The organism is Streptomyces avermitilis MA-4680 = NBRC 14893 (assembly GCF_000009765.2).
In the GTDB taxonomy this organism is placed as follows: Bacteria; Actinomycetota; Actinomycetes; order Streptomycetales; family Streptomycetaceae; genus Streptomyces; species Streptomyces avermitilis.
Genome location: NC_003155.5, coordinates 8,150,070 through 8,167,998, shown reverse-complemented (window position 1 = coordinate 8,167,998; position 17,929 = coordinate 8,150,070). Strand labels below are relative to the sequence as shown.

Genomic DNA, 17,929 nt, shown 5'->3' with positions numbered 1-17,929 from the left:
CCGTGCTGGTCGCCTATGTTGGCCGTGACGAAACTGTGGACGATGCCCGGGGGTGCTGAGGCCCCCCGCAGGCATCATGTGGAGGAGGCGCTGTGAGCAGCGACCCGTGGGGCCGCGTCGACGAGACGGGGACCGTGTACGTGCGTACGGCCGACGGCGAGCAGGTCGTCGGTTCCTGGCAGGCCGGCTCCCCTGATGAGGCACTGGCCTACTTCGAGCGCAAGTACGAGGGCTTGGTTGTCGAGATCGGCCTCCTCGAAAAGCGAGTGAAGACCACCGACCTGTCGGCGAAGGACGCCCAGACCGCCATCGACCATATTCGCGAACAGGTGGACGCCCACCACGCGGTCGGCGATCTGGACGTACTGCGCAAGCGGCTGGACAAGCTCGTCGAGACCGTCGCGGCACGCCGTGAGGAGCGCAAGGCGCAGCGGGCGAAGCAGTCCGACGAGGCGCGGCACGCCAAGGAGTCGCTGGTCGTCGAGGCGGAGGAGCTGGCCCAGTCCGACCAGTGGCGGGCCGCCGGTGAGCGGCTGCGTTCGCTGGTGGACACCTGGAAGGGGCTGCCGCGGCTCGATCGCAAGTCGGACGACGAGTTGTGGCACCGCTTCTCGCACGCCCGCTCGGCGTTCTCCAAGCGCCGCAAGGCGCACTTCGCCTCGCTGGACGCGCAGCGGGAGGACGCCCGCAAGGCCAAGGAGAAGCTGGTCGCGGAGGCCGAGGCGCTGTCCGGCTCGACGGACTGGGGTCCGACGGCGGCACGCTACCGCGAGCTGATGGGCGACTGGAAGGCCGCGGGCCGGGCCCAGCGCGAGCACGAGGACGACCTGTGGAACCGCTTCCGCGGTGCCCAGGACGTGTTCTTCGCGGCTCGTAGCTCGGTCTTCGCGGAGCGGGACGCCGAGCAGTCCGAGAACCTGAAGCTCAAGGAGGAGCTGGCCGAGGAGGCGGAGAAGTTGCTGCCGATCTCGGACCTGAAGGCGGCCCGCGCGGCCTTCCGCTCCCTCAACGAGCGGTGGGAGGCCATCGGCCATGTGCCGCGGGACGCCCGCCCGAAGGTGGAGGGCCGGATGCATGCGGTGGAGCGTGCCCTCCAGGAGTCCGAGGAGGTGGAGTGGCGCCGGACGAACCCGGAGGCACGCGCGCGTGCCGAGGGTCTGACCGGTCAGCTCCAGGCCGCCGTGGACAAGCTCCAGGGCCAGATCGAGGCGGCGCGCTCCGCGGGCAACAACGCCAAGGCCGACAAGCTCCAGAAGGAGCTGGACGGCCGCCAGGCGCTGCTGGACCAGGCGCTGAAGGGTCTGCACGAGTTCGGCGGCTGAGTTTCTGACGCTGCTACGTAGAGGGGCTCCCGTACGGCGTGTACGGGAGCCCCTCTACGTAGTGGCCGATCGGTGCCGGTCGGCAGTGACTGGTCGGCAGTGGCTGGCCGACGGCGGCGCGCCGATGGCGCGACTCAGGCGTCGGAGGGCCTCCGGGCCGAGGTCACCCGGTACACGTCGTACACGCCCTCCACGCCCCTGACCGCCTTCAGGACGTGTCCCAGGTGCTTCGGGTCGCCCATCTCGAAGGTGAAGCGGGACGTGGCGACCCGGTCGCGGGACGTCTGAACGGCCGCCGACAGGATGTTGACGTGCTGGTCGGACAGGACGCGGGTGACGTCCGACAGGAGCCGGGAGCGGTCCAGCGCCTCCACCTGGATGGCGACCAGGAAGACCGAGGACTGGGTCGGCGCCCACTCGACCTCGAGGATGCGCTCGGGCTCGCGGGACAGTGACTCAATGTTCACGCAGTCGTTGCGGTGAACCGATACGCCGCTACCGCGGGTGACGAAGCCGATGATGGGGTCGCCGGGGACGGGCGTGCAACAGCGGGCCAGCTTGACCCACACGTCGTCGACGCCCTTGACGACGACACCCGGGTCGGCGTTGGAGCGGCGCTTGCGGCCGCGGCCACGGGCCGGCGGGACGCTCTCGTCGATCTCCTCGGTGGCCGCTTCCTCGCCGCCGAGCGCCTGCACCAGCTTCTGCACGACGCTCTGCGCGGCGACGTGGCCCTCGCCGATGGCCGCGTAGAGGGACGAGATGTCGGGGTAGCGCATCTCGTGCGCGAGCGTCACCAGCGAGTCCCCGGTGAGGATGCGCTGGATCGGCAGGTTCTGCTTGCGCATCGCCCGCGCGATCGCGTCCTTGCCCTGCTCGATCGCCTCGTCGCGCCGCTCCTTGGAGAACCAGGCGCGGATCTTGTTGCGGGCGCGCGGCGACTTCACGAAGCCCAGCCAGTCGCGGGACGGGCCCGCTCCGGCCGCCTTCGAGGTGAAGACCTCCACCAGGTCGCCGTTGTCCAGGGTGGACTCGAGGGGTACGAGGCGTCCGTTGACCCTCGCTCCTATGGTCCGGTGGCCGACCTCCGTATGGACGGCGTACGCGAAGTCAACCGGCGTCGCTCCGGCCGGCAGCGCTATGACGTCGCCCTTCGGGGTGAAGACGAAGACCTCGTTGCGCGACAGGTCGAAGCGCAGGGACTCCAGGAACTCGCTCGGGTCCTCGGTCTCCTTCTGCCAGTCGAGCAACTGGCGCAGCCACGCCATGTCGTTGACGGCGTCCTTGTCCTTGCCCACGCTCTTCGGGGCGTCCGTGCGCACCTTGGAGGCGCCGGCGGAGGGCTCCTGCTTGTACTTCCAGTGCGCGGCGATGCCGTACTCGGCGCGGCGGTGCATGTCGAACGTACGGATCTGGAGTTCGACGGGCTTGCCGTTGGGCCCGATGACCGTCGTGTGCAGCGACTGGTACATGTTGAACTTGGGCATCGCGATGTAGTCCTTGAACCGGCCGGGGACCGGGTTCCATCGCGCGTGCACCGTGCCGAGCGCCGCGTAGCAGTCGCGGACGGTGTCCACGAGGACGCGGATGCCCACCAGGTCGTAGATCTCCGCGAAGTCACGGCCGCGGACGATCATCTTCTGGTAGACGCTGTAGTAGTGCTTCGGGCGGCCGGTGACCGTCGCCTTGATGCGGGCCGCGCGCAGGTCGGACTGGACCTCGTCGGTCACTATGGCGAGGTACTCGTCGCGCTTGGGGGCGCGCTCGGCGACCAGGCGGACGATCTCGTCGTACATCTTGGGGTAGAGGATCGCGAAGGCGAGGTCCTCCAGCTCCCACTTGATGGTGTTCATGCCCAGGCGGTGGGCGAGCGGCGCGTAGATCTCGAGGGTCTCGCGCGCCTTCTTCTCCTGCTTCTCGCGCTTGAGGTAGCGCATGGTGCGCATGTTGTGCAGGCGGTCGGCGAGCTTGATGACCAGGACGCGCGGGTCCTTGGCCATGGCGACGACCATCTTGCGCACGGTCTCGGCCTGCGCGGCCTCGCCGAACTTGACCTTGTCCAGCTTGGTGACGCCGTCGACCAGGAGGGCGACCTGGTCGCCGAAGTCACGGCGGAGGGTGTCGAGGCCGTACTCGGTGTCCTCGACGGTGTCGTGCAGCAGGCCCGCCATGAGGGTCGCCGGGTCCATGCCCAGCTCGGCGAGGATGGTGGTGACGGCGAGCGGGTGCGTGATGTACGGGTCGCCGCTCTTGCGCTTCTGGCCGCGGTGCCAGCGCTCGGCGACCTGGTAGGCGCGCTCGATCTGGCGCAGCGTCGACGTCTCGATCTTCGGGTCGTTGCTGCGCACTATCCGCAGCAACGGCTCCAGAACCGGGTTGTACGGGTTGGAGCGCTGGACGCCGAGACGGGCGAGGCGGGCGCGTACGCGGTTGGAGGAGCCGCCGGAGCGGGCCGGCTGGCCTGTGGTGGCACGCGCCGCGGGCGTGGCTGCGGGGCGCTCGGGAGGAGCGGGGGTGGCGGACTTGGGGCGGGGCTGCTCTGCCGCCTTGTCGCCGGGCGCGGACGGGGCACGCTCGACCGGCCCCTGCGCGGCGTTCTTCGCGGGCGTGGCCGCGGGGCCCGAAGTCTGGTCGGGCTTGGCGGCGGTGAGTGGCTGGGCCTCGTCTGGCAAGAGGGCTCCTCGTGCGCGTTCCGGGTCCCCCGGTCAGGCTCCGGAGATCCCATGGTAGCGATCCCGGGCTCCGGGCTCGCCTTCAGGCCGCTGGGACGGCCGTCAACAGAAGAAACGCAAGAGGCGGGCGCCGGATTCCTCCGGGCCCGCCTCGCGGTGCGCTGCGGCCGTCCCAGGCCGTGCCCGGCGGCGCTCCACGGACTGCCCCAGGCCCTTGCCCGGAGCGTCCTACGAACCGTCCCAGGCCTCGCCCAGGGGCGTCCTACGGGTGCCCTGGGCCATGCCCGGCGGCCTTCTGCCGGCCGTCCACAGCTGCCCGCTGGCGCCCTGCGACCCCGGTGGCCTGTCCGGGAGGGCCACTGCGGCCCTCCCATGCCTTGCCCAGGCGCCTCCTACCAGGTGTCCTGGGCCATGCCCGGCGGCCTCCTGCCGGCCATCACAGACGCCCACCGGCGCCCTACGGCCCCCAGTGGCTTGTCCGGGAGGGCCAACTGCGGCCCTCCCCCGGCACGTCCTACACAGGCGCCCCGAGCCATGCCCCACGGCCTCCTGCCGGCCATCACAGACGCCCGCTGGCGCCCTACGGCCCCCGCGGCCTGTCCCGGGGCTACCGCGGCCCTCCCAGGCCTGACCAGCAGTGTGTCGTCTGAGCCATACCTCCAGGCTCTGCCCGGTGGTGTCCTGGGGCCGTCCCAGGCCTTGCCCGGCGGTGTTCTGCGGCCGGGCAAGGTCCTGCGTGCGGTTTTCCGCGTGCTGCCTCAGATCTGGAGCAGTGCTTCCAGCGGGGCGCCGGCCAGGGCCGGCTCCAGCCGTGCCCGGCCGCCCAGGAAGCCCAGCTCCATGAGCACGGAGACGCCCGCGACCTCGGCGCCCGCCCGGCGGATGAGCTGGAGCGAGGCCTCGGCGGTGCCGCCGGTGGCGAGGACGTCGTCGACGACCATGACGCGGTCGCCCGCGACCAGGTCCTCGGCGTGCACCTCGATCTCGGCGGAGCCGTACTCCAGGTCGTACGACTGGCTGAGGGTCGCTCCGGGGAGCTTGCCCGCCTTGCGTACGGGGATGAAGCCGACACCCGCCTGAACGGCGGCCGGGGCGCCCAGAATGAAGCCGCGGGCCTCCAGGCCGACGATCTTCGTGGCGCCGTGCCGCACGGTGAGCTCGGCCAGCGCACCGGTCAGCGCGGTGAACGCCGCCGGGTCGGCCAGCAGCGGCGTGATGTCCTTGAACACCACGCCCGGCTCCGGGTAGTCACGAACGTCACGGATACGGCTGAGCAGCAGCTCCGTGATGTTGACGAGCTCGGTCATCGGCGCTTCCCCGAGGGTCGGCCGCGGCCCCGGTTGCGGGACGCGGGCTGGTTGCGCGGACCCACGACCGCGGGGGCGGCGTCGTCCGGCTCGTCGCAGGACTGACCGACGACCTCGGCGTCCTCGCCCTTGGCGGCGGCCTGGGCCCGCTTGGCCAGGACGCGCTTCCTGAGGGCCTTCATCTGCGGCTCGCGCTCCTTGAGGTCGGCGACGAGCGGCGTGGCGATGAAGATCGAGGAGTACGCGCCGGCCGCGAGACCGACGAACAGCGACAGCGAGATGTCGTTGAGCGTGCCCGCGCCGAGCACGCCACCGCCGATGAACAGCAGGCCCGCGACCGGCAGAAGCGCGACCACCGTGGTGTTGATGGAGCGGACCAGAGTGCTGTTGATCGAGCGGTTGGCGACATCGCTGTAGGTCCAGCGAGTCTGCTTGGTGAGGTCCTTCGTCTGCTCCTTGAGGCTGTCGAAGACGACGACCGTGTCATAGAGCGAGTAACCGAGGATCGTGAGCAGACCGATGACCGTACCGGGCGTCACCTCGAAGCCGACGAGGGCGTAGATGCCGACCGTGATGGTGATGTCGTGGATCAGCGCGACCAGGGCCGCGACCGCCATCCGCCACTCGAAGGCGATCGCCAGGTAGATCACGACCAGGATCATGAAGATCACCAGGCCTTGCCAGGCCTTGTTGGCGATCTGCTCACCCCAGCTGGGGCCGACCAGGTCGGCGTTGATCTTCTCCGAGTCGACCTTCAGGTTCTGGGAGAGCTCGGCCTTGATCTGGTCGGACTTGCCGGTGTCCACACCGGCGATCTGCACGCGCAGACCGCCCGAGCCGAGCTTCTGCACGATCGCGTCGTGGCCGGACGCCTCCTCCGCGTACCTCTCGGCCTGCGACACGGAGACGCTGGTCTTGGGGGTGGTGAAGACCGCTCCGCCCTGGAACTCGATGCCCATGTTCAGGCCGCGCACCGTCAGGCCGAGGATGGCCGTGATGGTGATCAGGATCGAGATGCCGTACCAGATCTTGCGGTTGCCGACGAAGTCGTAGCCGACCTCGCCTCGGTGGAGCCGGGCGCCGAGGTTGCCGAGCTTCGACATCTCACGCCTCCTTCGGGTCGGCGGGGGCGGAAGGACGTCGGGTGCGCCGCAATGGCGGCTGGGCACCGAGGCGCTTCGGGTCGAGGCCGGACCAGCTGTGACCGTTCGCGAAGAACTGCTTGCGGGCGAGGATCGTCATCAGCGGCTTGGTGAAGAGGAAGACGACGACCACGTCGAGCACGGTGGTCAGACCCAGCGTGAACGCGAAGCCCTGGACCTTGCCGACGGTCACGATGAACAGCACCGCGGCGGCGAGGAACGACACGAAGTCGGAGACCAGGATGGTGCGCCGGGCACGCGGCCAGGCTCGCTCGACGGCGGGCCGCAGCGTACGGCCCTCACGGATCTCGTCCCTGATGCGTTCGAAGAACACGATGAACGAGTCCGCTGTGATACCGATGGCGACGATCGCACCGCAGACCGCCGGCAGGTTCAGCGCGAAGTGGATCGTCGGGCCGAGCAGGGTCATGATCGCGTAGGTCAGGGCCGCGGAGACCAGCAGCGAGGCGATGGCGATGAGCGACAGGCCCCGGTAGTAGAGCACCAGGTAGATGACGACCAGGGCCAGGCCGATCGCGCCCGCGATCAGGCCGGCGTGCAGCTGCTCGCCGCCGAGCGCGGCGGTGACGGTGGTGACGCTCTGCTCCCGGAACGAGAGCGGGAGCGCGCCGTAGGACAGCACGTTGGCCAGGTCCTTGGCCTCCGTCTGGTCGAAGCTGCCGGAGATCTCCGCGTTACCGCCGGTCAGCGCCTCGCTGACACGCGGGTCGGAGACGACCGAGCCGTCGAGGACGATGGCGAACTGGTTCTGCGGTTCCTGGTTCTTCGCCAGCTTGCCCGTGATGCTCGCGAACTTCTTGGACCCCCCGGACGTGAAGTCCATGGTGACCTTCCAGCCCGCGCCACTTTGGGTGTCGTAGACCGCCGAGGCCTTCTTCACGTCGGTGCCGGCGACCTCGGCCGGGCCGAGCACGTACTTCTGCCACTGGCCCCCCGAGTTCGTGCCGCAGGCCAGGGTGGTGTCGGTGGGCTTGGCGCCCTCACCGGCCTTGGCGCGCTGCCCCTCCTTGCGGCAGTCGAGCGCGGTGTACGCGGCCTGGAGCTTGGCGGCCTCGGCCTCGGCGCCACTGCTCGCGGACGGGGAGGGGCTGGAGGATGCCTTGGCGGAGGCGGACGCCGAGTTGCTCGCGGACGGCGTGGGGTCGTCCTTCAGCGCGTCGGTGACCGCGCGGCCCTGCGAGGTGGCGGTGGCCGACGGGGTGCCGGAGGACGTCGCCTTCTCGGTGGCCTTGTCGGTGGCCTTCTTGGAGGAGCTGTTGGAGGCGCTGGGCGTCGGGCTGGCCGCGGCCGCACCGGAGACCTCGGTCGCGAGGACGGGGCGGAAGTAGAGCTTGGCGGTGGTGCCGACCTGCTTCCGGGCCTGCTCGGAGTTCGTGCCCTTGGGGATGTTGACGATGATGTTGCGATCGCCCTGGGTCTGGACCTCCGCCTCCGAAACGCCAAGACCGTTGACACGGCGGTTCATGATGTCGACCGCGGTGTTCATGTTGGTCTTGTTGATCGCGGATTCCTGGCCGCTCTTCGCCTCGAGCGTGATGCTCGTTCCGCCGGCGAGGTCGATGCCGAGACGCGGAGTGGTGTTTCCGGAGGCGAACATTCCCCCGGTGAGCGCCGCGATGGCGATCAGGATGAGGGCCAGCGAGCGCCCCGGCCTGCTCTGGGCGCTCGCGCTCCGGCCCTTCTTCGGTGCTGCCACCTTCTCGTACTCCCTCTCGGGCCGCCGCGCGCGGGGTCAGCGCGGGGGCGGCCATGCCATGGTGTCGGGATTCCGTGCGAGAGACCGCGCATCCCGGGCCGCACGGTGCGCGAGTGGCTCGCGTCGCGGTCCCGGGGCGTGACTACTTCGCGTCGGTCTCGCCGTCGGTCTTCTTCGGCTCTGCTTCGTCGGACTTCGCCTTGCCCGGCTCGTCGGCGGTGTCGTCCGCCGCGTCCTTCTTGCCGAGGTCGATGGGCTTGTCGTCGGAGGCGTCGGAAGAGGCGTCGGCGGCGGGCTCGTCGGTCTCGGTGAGGGAGGAGGCGTCGTCCGGCACGACCGTGCCGTCGGTCTTCAGGTCGTGCTCGATGCCGTGGACGATGCGGTTGTACTCGTCGTCGGTCAGGACGGCGCCGATGGAGTTCTTCGCGAAGAGCAGGTCGACGCCCGGGGCGGCGTCAAGGAGGACCGTGTCCTCGTTGACCTCCTTCACCGTCGCGTACAGGCCCCCGATCGTGCGGACGCCGGCGCCGGGCTGCATCTCATTACGCATCGACGCGGCCTGCTGCTGCTTGCGCTTGGCCGAGCGGGTCATCAGGAACATGGCCCCGATAAGCACGATGAACGGGAGGAGGGTCAAGGTATTCACGGGACGGAGTTTCCTTCGCACGACCGCGCGATGGGCGGCCTGGTGGATGGGGGTTGTCAGCGCCGCCCACAACGGCGGCATCGGCGGAGTCTAAGCGAGTCCGCACGCAAGGAACAACGCTCAGCATGGCACCGGGGTTCCTGCCGGTGCGAGTCCCGCGCCGTCACGCCCCGAACAGGTCCCCTTGTCCGTTTCCCCCGGTAGCCCGAGGGGGCGGGGTGAGGCCGAGGTGGGCCCAGGCGGCCGGTGTCGCGACCCGGCCACGGGGTGTGCGGGCGAGCAGTCCCTCCCGTACCAGGAAGGGCTCGGCGACCTCCTCGACGGTCTCGCGCTCCTCCCCCACCGCGACGGCGAGCGTGGACAGGCCGACCGGGCCGCCGCCGAACAGCTTCAGCAGGGCTTCGAGGACGCCGCGGTCCAGGCGGTCGAGGCCGCGGGCGTCCACCTCGTAGACCTTCAGCGCGGCCGCCGCGATCTCACGGGTGATGACGCCGTCCGCCTTGACCTGGGCGTAGTCCCGTACGCGGCGCAGCAGACGGTTGGCGATACGGGGCGTGCCCCGGGAGCGGCCCGCGATCTCGGCCGCGCCACGAGAGTCGATCTCGACGTCGAGCAGGCCGGCCGAGCGGTGGATCACGCGCTCCAGCTCGTGGGGCTCGTAGAACTCCATGTGTGCCGTGAAGCCGAAGCGGTCACGCAGCGGGGGCGGCAGCAGACCCGCGCGCGTGGTGGCGCCGACCAGGGTGAACGGGGGCAGTTCGAGGGGGATGGCGGTGGCGCCGGGGCCCTTGCCGACGATGACGTCGACGCGGAAGTCCTCCATGGCCATGTACAGCATCTCCTCGGCGGGCCGGGACATGCGGTGGATCTCGTCGAGGAAGAGGACCTCGCCCTCCTGGAGGGAGGAGAGGATCGCCGCGAGGTCGCCGGCGTGCTGGATGGCGGGGCCGCTGGTGATGCGGATCGGGGCGCCCATCTCGGCCGCGATGATCATGGAGAGGGTGGTCTTGCCGAGGCCGGGAGCGCCGGAGAGCAGTACGTGGTCGGAGGTCGCGCCACGCGCGCGTGCGGCCCGCAGGACGAGGTCGAGTTGCTCGCGGACCTTCTCCTGGCCGATGAACTCGTCCAGGTCCTTGGGCCGCAGGGCGGCCTCGACGGCCTGGTCCTCACGGTCGGCGGACGCGCCGACGAGCCGCTCGTCGGCGGTCGCGTCGGTCGTGTCGTCCCAGTTCACTGAAGTTCTCCTCGCCGTGGCGTGCCGGGTGATTCTGCCGGCCGGGGGTCCGGCCCGCGGCGGAGCCGCTGATGGGATGCCGCGCCCCCCGGTAGGACACCGCATTGCTTGTGCCTCGCGTGCCGGTGCCTTGCGGTCCCGTGGTCCGCGGCCCCGTGGTCCGACCGACGGTCAGCGGGTCCGGTTCAGGGTCTGCAGGGCGGCCTTCAGCAGCTGTCCCACCTGGGGTGTGCCCCCGGCGGCCTCGGCCTGGGGGGCGACCGCGGCGACCGCCTCGTCGGCCTCCCGGGTCGCGTACCCGAGGCCGATCAGCGCGGCGTGCAGCTGCTCGCGCCAGCCGGTGGTGACGGCCCTGCCGATCGCCGGGCCACCGGTGCCGAGGGGCTCGCCGAGCCGGTCCTTCAGCTCCAGCAGCAGCTTCTGGGCGCCCTTCTTGCCGATGCCGGGAACGGCGACGAGGGCCTTCTCGTCGCCGGTGGAGACGGCTCGGCGCAGCGCGTCAGGCGTGTGCACGGCGAGCATCGCCTGGGCGAGACGCGGTCCGACACCGCTCGCGGTCTGCAGCAGTTCGAAGACCTGGCGCTCGTCGTCGTCCACGAAGCCGTACAGGGTCAGTGAGTCCTCGCGTACGACGAGGGAGGTGGCGAGCTTGGCCTCCCGGCCCATGCGCAGCCCGGAGAGCGTGTTGGGGGTGCACTGGACGGCGATGCCGATGCCGCCGACCTCGACCACGGCGGAGTCGGGGGCGAGGGCGGCGACCGGGCCGCTGACGAAGGCGATCATGCGGTACGCCCTTTCGATGCGTGCAGGGCGACGGCCTGCTGAAGTCTGTTCTGGGCGGGGGCTCGCCAGATGTGGCAGATGGCGAGCGCGAGGGCGTCGGCGGCGTCGGCGGGCTTGGGCGGCGCGTCGAGCCGCAGCAGGCGGGTCACCATCGCGCCGACCTGGGCCTTGTCGGCGCGTCCGCTGCCGGTGACGGCGGCCTTGACCTCGCTGGGGGTGTGCAGGGCGACGGGGATGCCGCGGCGGGCCGCGCAGAGCATGGCGACCGCGCTGGCCTGGGCCGTGCCCATCACCGTACGCACGTTGTGCTGGCTGAACACCCGCTCCACGGCGACGCATTCGGGCCGGTACTCGTCGAGCCACTGCTCGATGCCCTGCTCGATGGCCACGAGCCGCAGGCCCAACTCGGCGTCCGCCGGGGTCCGTACGACGCCGACACCGCGCATGGTCAGGGGCCGGCCGGCGACTCCTTCGACCACGCCGACACCGCACCGGGTCAACCCGGGGTCAACGCCCAGTACCCGCACCCCAGCCCCCCCTTTTCCTGCGCCTGAGCCGCCGCCGCTCGCGCGGAGGTGGCTGATCGCCGTCGTTCGTCGATCGATGACGGCGATCCACGGACAGCGATCATCATCTGTCCTCGCCAGGCTATCCGTTGCCACCGACAACGACGGTGGGCCGGCAGGACATGTCCTGCCGGCCCACCGAAAGGAAACTCCCGCCGCTCAGGCGTCGACCTTCTCCATGACCTCGTCGCTGACATCGAAGTTGGCGAAGACGTTCTGCACGTCGTCGCTGTCCTCGAGCGCGTCGATCAGCTTGAAGATCTTCCGGGCGCCCTCCTCGTCGAGCTCGACCTGCATGGTCGGGACGAAGTTGGCGTCCGCCGAGTCGTAGTCGATCCCGGCGTCCTGGAGGGCGGTGCGGACCGCGACCAGGTCGGTGGCCTCGGAGACGACCTCGAAGGACTCACCGAGGTCGTTGACCTCCTCGGCGCCCGCGTCGAGCACGGCACCCAGGACGTCGTCCTCGCTCAGCTCGCCCTTGGGGACGATCACGACGCCCTTGCGGTTGAAGAGGTACGAGACGGAGCCCGGGTCGGCCATGTTGCCGCCGTTGCGGGTCATGGCGACGCGGACGTCCGAGGCGGCGCGGTTGCGGTTGTCGGTGAGACACTCGATGAGCACCGCGACACCGTTCGGGCCGTAACCCTCGTACATGATCGTCTCGTAGTCGGCGCCGCCGGCCTCGAGACCGGCACCACGCTTGACCGCGGAGTCGATGTTCTTGTTCGGGACCGAGCTCTTCTTGGCCTTCTGAATGGCGTCGAACAGCGTCGGATTGCCGGCCGGGTCGGCGCCGCCCGTACGGGCCGCGACCTCGATGTTCTTGATCATCTTCGCGAAGAGCTTGCCGCGCTTGGCGTCGATCACGGCCTTCTTGTGCTTCGTCGTAGCCCATTTAGAGTGGCCGGACATCTGCCTGTCTCCTTCGCGTAACCCATCCTGTACGAACTCCCCCAGACCTTAAACGCCCGGGAGGACCCCCGGAGATCCTACAAGGACTCCGGTGTCCGGTTCGCGCGCACCATGTCGACGAAGAGGCCGTGCACGCGGTGGTCGCCGGTCAGTTCCGGGTGGAACGACGTGGCGAGCGCGTTGCCCTGGCGTACGGCGACGATGTGGCCGCCGTGCTCGGCGAGCACCTCGGCCTCGGCACCCACGGACTCGACCCAGGGGGCGCGGATGAAGACGCCCTCGACAGGATCGCCCCCGACGCCCTTGACGTCGACCGTCGCCTCGAAGGACTCGTTCTGACGTCCGAAGGCGTTGCGGCGCACGATCATGTCGATGCCGCCGATGGTCTCCTGACCCGAGCGCGGGTCGAGGATCTTGTCGGCGAGCATGATCATGCCGGCGCAGGTGCCGTAGACGGGCATGCCGCCGCGCACGCGCGCGCGGAGGGGTTCCATCATGCCGAAGAGATGGGCCAGCTTGGAGATGGTGGTGGACTCGCCGCCGGGTATGACGAGGCCGTCGACCTCGGCGAGTTCCTCGGGGCGCCTCACCTCCCTGGCCACGGCGTCGGCCGCGGCCAGGGCGATCAGGTGCTCCCGTACGTCGCCCTGCAGAGCCAGGACGCCTATCACGGGGGTGTTCATCGGTGTGGGTGCCTTACCAGCCGCGGTTGGCGTAGCGCTCGGCCTCGGGGAGGGTGTCGCAGTTGATGCCGACCATGGCCTCGCCCAGGTTGCGCGACGCGTCCGCGATGATCTTGGGGTCGTCGTAGAAGGTGGTGGCCTTCACGATGGCGGCGGCGCGCTTGGCCGGGTCGCCGGACTTGAAGATGCCGGAGCCGACGAAGACGCCCTCGGCACCGAGCTGGCGCATCAGCGCGGCGTCGGCCGGGGTGGCGACGCCACCGGCGGAGAACAGCACGACCGGCAGCTTGCCGAGCTCGGCGACCTCCTTGACGATCTCGTACGGGGCGCGCAGCTCCTTGGCGGCGGCGTACAGCTCGTTGTTGTCGTAGCCGCGCAGCCTGGCGATCTCGTTCTTGATCTGGCGCAGGTGGCGCACGGCCTCGACGACGTTGCCGGTGCCGGCCTCGCCCTTGGAGCGGATCATGGCGGCACCCTCGGCGATGCGGCGCAGGGCCTCACCGAGGTTGGTGGCACCACACACGAACGGCGTGGTGAACGCCCACTTGTCGGAGTGGTTGACCTCGTCGGCCGGGGTGAGGACCTCGGACTCGTCGATGTAGTCGACGCCGAGGGACTGGAGCACCTGGGCCTCGACGAAGTGGCCGATGCGGGACTTGGCCATGACCGGGATGGACACCGCGCTGATGATGCCCTCGATCATGTCGGGGTCGGACATGCGGGCCACGCCGCCGTCCTTGCGGATGTCGGCCGGGACCCGCTCCAGGGCCATGACGGCGACGGCGCCCGCATCCTCGGCGATCTTCGCCTGCTCGGGCGTGACAACGTCCATGATCACGCCGCCCTTGAGCTGCTCGGCCATGCCGCGCTTCACTCGGGCGGTGCCGGTCTCGGGGGCCTGTGCGGGGACGGAGAGCGTGCTGGACACGGGTTGACCTCACTCGGTGAAAGGGGGGGTTCTGCAGCCCCGAGGAAACGCGAGTGGACCAGGCCACAGCAAGGGCCAATGAGGAGGCGGTGGCTCATTTTCCCGGCACACCTGGTGAAGATGCTGGTCAGGCGCTATGTCGTCGGGCGGTCGGCCAGGGCCACCGGCGGCTCGTCGTCCATTTCGAAGGCCATCGGGAACGGCGCGTGCCCGGCCAGCCGGAACCACCGCACCTTGCGATGGCGGCGCAGCGCACGAGCGGCGCGTACGGAGTCGTTGTGGAAGCGCCGGGCCATCGGCACCCGCCGCACCGCCTGCGCCAGCTCGTTCGCCGCCTCCTCGCCCCCCGGGGCCTCCCGGACCACCTCCACCTGCTGCTGCTCCCCGAAGACGGCCCGCAACGCCTGGCTCAGCTCGCTCTCGGCGACCTCGCGCTGCTCCTCCTCGGCCTGCCGGGCCGCGTGGGCCGCCTCGTACAGCACGATCGAGGCGGCCGGATCGAGCACCCCGGCAGTCGCCAGTTCCTGGGCGACGGAGGCACGGCGCAACAGTTGGGCGTCCAACGCGGCGCGGGCGGCGTCGATCCGGGCGTGCAGCCGGTCGAGCCGCCCCGCGGTCCAGCTGAGGTAGAGGCCGATCGCGAAGAGGCCGACGAGGATCCAGATGAGGGTTGCGGTCACGGGCGGCAAGGCTACCGGGGCCCGGCCGCGGCTCCGCGCGGCGCCGGACGGAGCACGCGGTCACCGGTCCGCGAGGCACCGGACGCGGCGCCCGGTCGACGAGTCGGGGGTGTTCCTGGAGCGGGCGGCGACGCGGTACCGGTCGCGGTACGAGGCGTGGCACAGGCAGGAGATCCGGAACGGCTCCACGGTCACCGTACGGACGCATCCCTCGGCGTCGTCCGGATACCCCTCGCCGAAGGCGTCACCACATGCGGAACTCACCGCCGGGGAGGGTGACCGCGCAGGCGTCGAGGGCCGCTCGGTCGCCGCTTCGCGGAGCGGGTACCGAAGGTTGGAAAAGCGGACTGTCCTCCCCGCGCGCGGTGCACAGCACGGCGCCCCGCGCGCCGGAGAGGTCGTCTCAGTCCCGTGCCAGTCCGAACCGCGCCCGCAGCCCGGTCCGTTCGTCGGCGGCCACGGCGGCCGCTCCGTCCGTCACCGTCTCGTACACGGACAGGATGTCGGCGCCCACGGTCGACCAGTCGAAGCGCCGCACATGGGCGCTCCCCCGCTCGCGCAGCTCGGCCCGGCGCCCTGGGTCGCCGAGCAGTCGCAGCGCCGACTCGGCCAGCGCGTCGGCGTCCTCGTTGGCGAACAGTTCCCCCGCCGCCCCCTGGTCGAGCACCTGGGCGAAGGCGTCCAGGTCCGACGCGAGCACCGGAGCGCCCGCCGACATCGCCTCGACCAGGATGATCCCGAAGCTCTCGCCGCCGGTGTTGGGGGCCACGTACACGTCGACGCTGCGCAGGAAGCGCGCCTTGTCCTCGTCGCTGACCATGCCGAGGAACCGGACGTGCTCGCGCATCTCCTTGGGCAGCGTCTCCACGGCCTCCTCCTCGTCGCCGCGCCCGGCGACCAGGAGCCGGGTTCCCGGGCGCTCGGCGAGGATCTTCGGCAGGGCCTTCATGAGCACCGGCAGGCCCTTGCGGGGCTCGTCGATACGGCCGATGAAGCCGAGCGTGTCCCCCTGCCACTCGGGGTCGGGCTTGGCCCGCGCGAAGAAGTCCACGTCCACGCCGTTCGGGATGACGACGGCGTCCCCGCCCAGGTGTTCGACCAGGGTGCGACGCGCGTACTCGCTCACCGCGATGCGCGCGCTGATCTTCTCCAGCGCGGGCTGCAGGATCGGGTACGCGGCGATCATCGCCCGGGAGCGCGGGTTGGACGTGTGGAAGGTGGCCACGATCGGGCCCTGCGCCGCCCAGCACGTCAGCAGGCCGAGCGACGGCGAGGTCGGCTCGTGGATGTGGATCACGTCGAACTCGCCGTCGTGCAGCCAGCGCCGCACCCGGGCCGCGGACAGGAACCCGAAGTTCAGGCGGGCCACCGAGCCGTTGTAGGGCACCGGAACCGCGCGGCCCGCCGAGACGACGTACGGCGGCAGGGGGGTGTCGTCGTCCGCCGGAGCGAGGACGGACACCTCGTGCCCGAGACGGATGAGGTGCTCGGCCAGATCCCGGATGTGGAACTGGACGCCGCCCGGCACGTCCCAGGAGTACGGGCAGACGATGCCGATCCTCACAGCCGTCCCCCGTCGGTGGACTCCGTGCGAGGTTCCAGGTCGGCGAGCCACAGCCGTTGCAGCATGTGCCAGTCCTCCGGATGGTCGGCGATCCCCGTGGCGAAGGCATCGGCCAGCGCCTGTGTCATGACAGACGTCTTCTCGGCCCGCGTACCTGTCTCGGGCACCTCGACCGGCGGATGAAGCCGGCCCTTCATCACGGGTGACTCGTCGTACCAGAGCGTCGCCGCCAGCAGGACGGCGCCGGTCTGCTGGGCGAGCAGCGCCGGTCCGGCCGGCATCCGGGTGGTCGCGCCGAAGAAGTCGACCTCGACGCCCGACGCGGACAGGTCACGGTCCGCGACCAGACAGACGAGGCCGCCGTCGCGCAGCCGGCGCGCCAGCGTGCCGAAAGCGGAGCCCCCGCTGTGCGGCAGCACCTCCATGCCGAGGCCCTCGCGGTAGGCGACGAACCGGTCGTACAGGGACTCGGGCCTGAGGCGCTCCGCGACCGTCGTGAACGGCGTCTCCAGCTTGGTGGTGACCCAGGCGCCGGCCAGGTCCCAGTTGCCCAGGTGCGGCAGCGCGAGGACGACGCCCCGGCCGGAGGCCAGCCCGTCGGTGAGGTGGTGCAGGTCCTTCGGGTCGAAGCCGTTCTTCACCCGCTCCGCGCTCCACGCGGGCAGCCGGAAGGACTCCATCCAGTAACGCAGATAGGAACGCATCCCCGCCCTGGACAGCTCGGCGAGCCGCTCGGGGGTCGCGTCGGGCACCACGCGCGCGTAGTTGCTCTCCAGACGTCGTACGCCCTTGCCGCGCCGCTTCCAGGTGAGGTCCGCGACGGTTTGTCCGAGCCGCGCGGCGACCGGCTCGGGGAGCTTCCTGACGGTGCTCCAGCCGAGCGCGTAGGCCCCGTCCGTCAGCCGCTCCTGCAGACTGCTCACGACGCGGCTCCGCTCCCCTGCGAGGCGTTCTCGGCGGCGGTCGCGGCGTCCGCCTCCGCGGACTCGCGGCGGACCGTGACGACACGCTGGATCAGCGTGACCAGGCTGCCGACGGCGACGATCCACAGAGCGATCGGCAGCAGCACCTGGATGCCGGGCACGCCGAACTTGTGCAGCCCGGCGAAACCGGCCGCGACCAGCGAGATCACCAGGCGTTCGGCGCGCTCGACCAGACCGTTGACGGCGACCGGCAGACCGATCGACTCGCCACGCGCCTTGGTGTACGAGACCACCTGGCCACTGGCCAGACAGAAGATCGAGACGGCGCACAGCACGTTGTTGTCACCGCCGCCCGCGTACCAGAGGGCGAAGCCGCCGAAGATCGCGCCGTCGGCGACCCGGTCCAGGGTGGAGTCCAGGAACGCGCCCCAGCGGCTGGTGCGGCCGAGCTGGCGGGCCATGTTGCCGTCGACGAGGTCCGAGAAGACGAACAGCGTGATGACGATCGTGCCCCAGAAGAACTCCCCCCGGGGGTAGAAGACCAGCGCGCCCGCGATCACTCCGGCGGTGCCGAGGAGCGTGACCGTGTCGGGGCTCACGCCCCGGCGGATGAGAAACGCGGCGAACGGTGTGAGGACACGCGTGAAGAATGCACGCGCGTACTTGTTCAGCATGGCCTTCCCGATGGTCGGTGTCGCCGCGCGGCCCCTGCTGGCCACCGGCTGGCCCATCGTAGCCACGCGCGCGCTTGTGCGACGGTCGGGCACCCGCACCCTCCGTGTCATGGCCTGATGCGTCCGTGTCACGCCGCGATCGCGTCCGTCGTATGGACGCACCGTGACGGGAGTGC

16 protein-coding genes and 1 pseudogene are annotated in these 17,929 nt (G+C 70.6%); 1 reads left to right on the top strand and 16 read right to left on the bottom strand.

All coding sequences use genetic code 11. The features are described from left to right. Positions 1-92: 92 nt before the first annotated feature. Positions 93-1,322: a DUF349 domain-containing protein gene (locus tag SAVERM_RS35160; RefSeq protein ID WP_010988239.1), complete on the top strand. Its 1,230-nt coding sequence runs from the start codon at positions 93-95 to the stop codon at positions 1,320-1,322. Between the two features lie 134 nt (positions 1,323-1,456). Here SAVERM_RS35160 and SAVERM_RS35155 read toward each other — a convergent pair whose 3' ends face one another. From SAVERM_RS35155 to pgsA, 16 genes and pseudogenes are all read right to left on the bottom strand, one after another. After that, positions 1,457-3,994 carry a RelA/SpoT family protein gene (locus SAVERM_RS35155; protein ID WP_010988238.1) on the bottom strand — a complete coding sequence of 846 codons (2,538 nt, stop codon included), beginning with the start codon at positions 3,992-3,994 and terminating at the stop codon, positions 1,457-1,459. Between the two features lie 758 nt (positions 3,995-4,752). Beyond that, positions 4,753-5,301, bottom strand: a complete 549-nt coding sequence (locus SAVERM_RS35150) for an adenine phosphoribosyltransferase (RefSeq protein ID WP_010988237.1) — start codon at positions 5,299-5,301, stop codon at positions 4,753-4,755. Next, positions 5,298-6,404 carry a protein translocase subunit SecF gene (gene secF, locus SAVERM_RS35145; protein ID WP_010988236.1) on the bottom strand — a complete coding sequence of 369 codons (1,107 nt, stop codon included), beginning with the start codon at positions 6,402-6,404 and terminating at the stop codon, positions 5,298-5,300. The genes SAVERM_RS35150 and secF overlap by 4 nt, the downstream gene beginning before the upstream one ends. A 1-nt stretch (position 6,405) precedes the next feature. Continuing rightward, complete coding sequence (secD, locus tag SAVERM_RS35140; protein ID WP_010988235.1) at positions 6,406-8,160, bottom strand: protein translocase subunit SecD; 1,755 nt, start codon at positions 8,158-8,160, stop codon at positions 6,406-6,408. A gap of 142 nt (positions 8,161-8,302) precedes the next feature. Continuing rightward, positions 8,303-8,806 (bottom strand): preprotein translocase subunit YajC, encoded by a 504-nt coding sequence (gene yajC, locus SAVERM_RS35135; RefSeq protein WP_010988234.1) that lies wholly within the window; start codon positions 8,804-8,806, stop codon positions 8,303-8,305. A 163-nt stretch (positions 8,807-8,969) separates the two neighbouring features. Then, a complete protein-coding gene (gene ruvB / locus SAVERM_RS35130; RefSeq protein ID WP_010988233.1) occupies positions 8,970-10,040 on the bottom strand; it encodes a Holliday junction branch migration DNA helicase RuvB in 1,071 nt (356 codons plus the stop codon). A 171-nt stretch (positions 10,041-10,211) separates the two neighbouring features. Beyond that, positions 10,212-10,823: a Holliday junction branch migration protein RuvA gene (ruvA, locus tag SAVERM_RS35125; RefSeq protein ID WP_010988232.1), complete on the bottom strand. Its 612-nt coding sequence runs from the start codon at positions 10,821-10,823 to the stop codon at positions 10,212-10,214. Continuing rightward, positions 10,820-11,350, bottom strand: coding sequence for a crossover junction endodeoxyribonuclease RuvC (gene ruvC / locus SAVERM_RS35120; RefSeq protein ID WP_010988231.1), 531 nt, complete (start codon positions 11,348-11,350; stop codon positions 10,820-10,822). The genes ruvA and ruvC overlap by 4 nt, the downstream gene beginning before the upstream one ends. A gap of 198 nt (positions 11,351-11,548) precedes the next feature. Then, the gene (locus SAVERM_RS35115; RefSeq protein WP_010988230.1) at positions 11,549-12,301 is read right to left on the bottom strand and encodes a YebC/PmpR family DNA-binding transcriptional regulator; all 753 of its coding nucleotides are present in this window, start codon (positions 12,299-12,301) and stop codon (positions 11,549-11,551) included. Between the two features lie 77 nt (positions 12,302-12,378). Next, a complete protein-coding gene (gene pdxT, locus SAVERM_RS35110) occupies positions 12,379-12,984 on the bottom strand; it encodes a pyridoxal 5'-phosphate synthase glutaminase subunit PdxT (protein WP_010988229.1) in 606 nt (201 codons plus the stop codon). Between the two features lie 13 nt (positions 12,985-12,997). Further along, the gene (gene pdxS, locus SAVERM_RS35105) at positions 12,998-13,846 is read right to left on the bottom strand and encodes a pyridoxal 5'-phosphate synthase lyase subunit PdxS (protein ID WP_202498652.1); all 849 of its coding nucleotides are present in this window, start codon (positions 13,844-13,846) and stop codon (positions 12,998-13,000) included. 200 nt (positions 13,847-14,046) lie between these two features. Further along, the gene (locus SAVERM_RS35100; protein ID WP_037646559.1) at positions 14,047-14,592 is read right to left on the bottom strand and encodes a hypothetical protein; all 546 of its coding nucleotides are present in this window, start codon (positions 14,590-14,592) and stop codon (positions 14,047-14,049) included. Between the two features lie 60 nt (positions 14,593-14,652). Next, positions 14,653-14,763 (bottom strand): annotated as a pseudogene (locus SAVERM_RS41990) (formylglycine-generating enzyme family protein); the annotation flags it as partial. A 232-nt stretch (positions 14,764-14,995) separates the two neighbouring features. Continuing rightward, positions 14,996-16,156, bottom strand: coding sequence for a glycosyltransferase family 4 protein (locus SAVERM_RS35090; protein WP_010988226.1), 1,161 nt, complete (start codon positions 16,154-16,156; stop codon positions 14,996-14,998). Then, entirely contained in the window at positions 16,153-17,079 is a 927-nt protein-coding gene (locus SAVERM_RS35085; RefSeq protein ID WP_010988225.1) for a phosphatidylinositol mannoside acyltransferase, read from the bottom strand. Before SAVERM_RS35085 ends, SAVERM_RS35090 begins: the two co-directional genes overlap by 4 nt. After that, entirely contained in the window at positions 17,076-17,810 is a 735-nt protein-coding gene (gene pgsA / locus SAVERM_RS35080) for a phosphatidylinositol phosphate synthase (protein WP_010988224.1), read from the bottom strand. The genes SAVERM_RS35085 and pgsA overlap by 4 nt, the downstream gene beginning before the upstream one ends. Between the last annotated feature and the right edge of the window lie 119 nt (positions 17,811-17,929).

Coding starts and splice junctions, on each gene's coding strand:
- pgsA (WP_010988224.1), bottom strand. CDS start 17,810: ATGGGCCAGCCGGTGGCCAGCAGGGGCCGCGCGGCGACACCGACCATC.
- pdxT (WP_010988229.1), bottom strand. CDS start 12,984: ATGAACACCCCCGTGATAGGCGTCCTGGCTCTGCAGGGCGACGTACGG.
- SAVERM_RS35115 (WP_010988230.1), bottom strand. CDS start 12,301: ATGTCCGGCCACTCTAAATGGGCTACGACGAAGCACAAGAAGGCCGTG.
- SAVERM_RS35150 (WP_010988237.1), bottom strand. CDS start 5,301: ATGACCGAGCTCGTCAACATCACGGAGCTGCTGCTCAGCCGTATCCGT.
- secF (WP_010988236.1), bottom strand. CDS start 6,404: ATGTCGAAGCTCGGCAACCTCGGCGCCCGGCTCCACCGAGGCGAGGTC.
- pdxS (WP_202498652.1), bottom strand. CDS start 13,846: ATGGCCGAGCAGCTCAAGGGCGGCGTGATCATGGACGTTGTCACGCCC.
- ruvA (WP_010988232.1), bottom strand. CDS start 10,823: ATGATCGCCTTCGTCAGCGGCCCGGTCGCCGCCCTCGCCCCCGACTCC.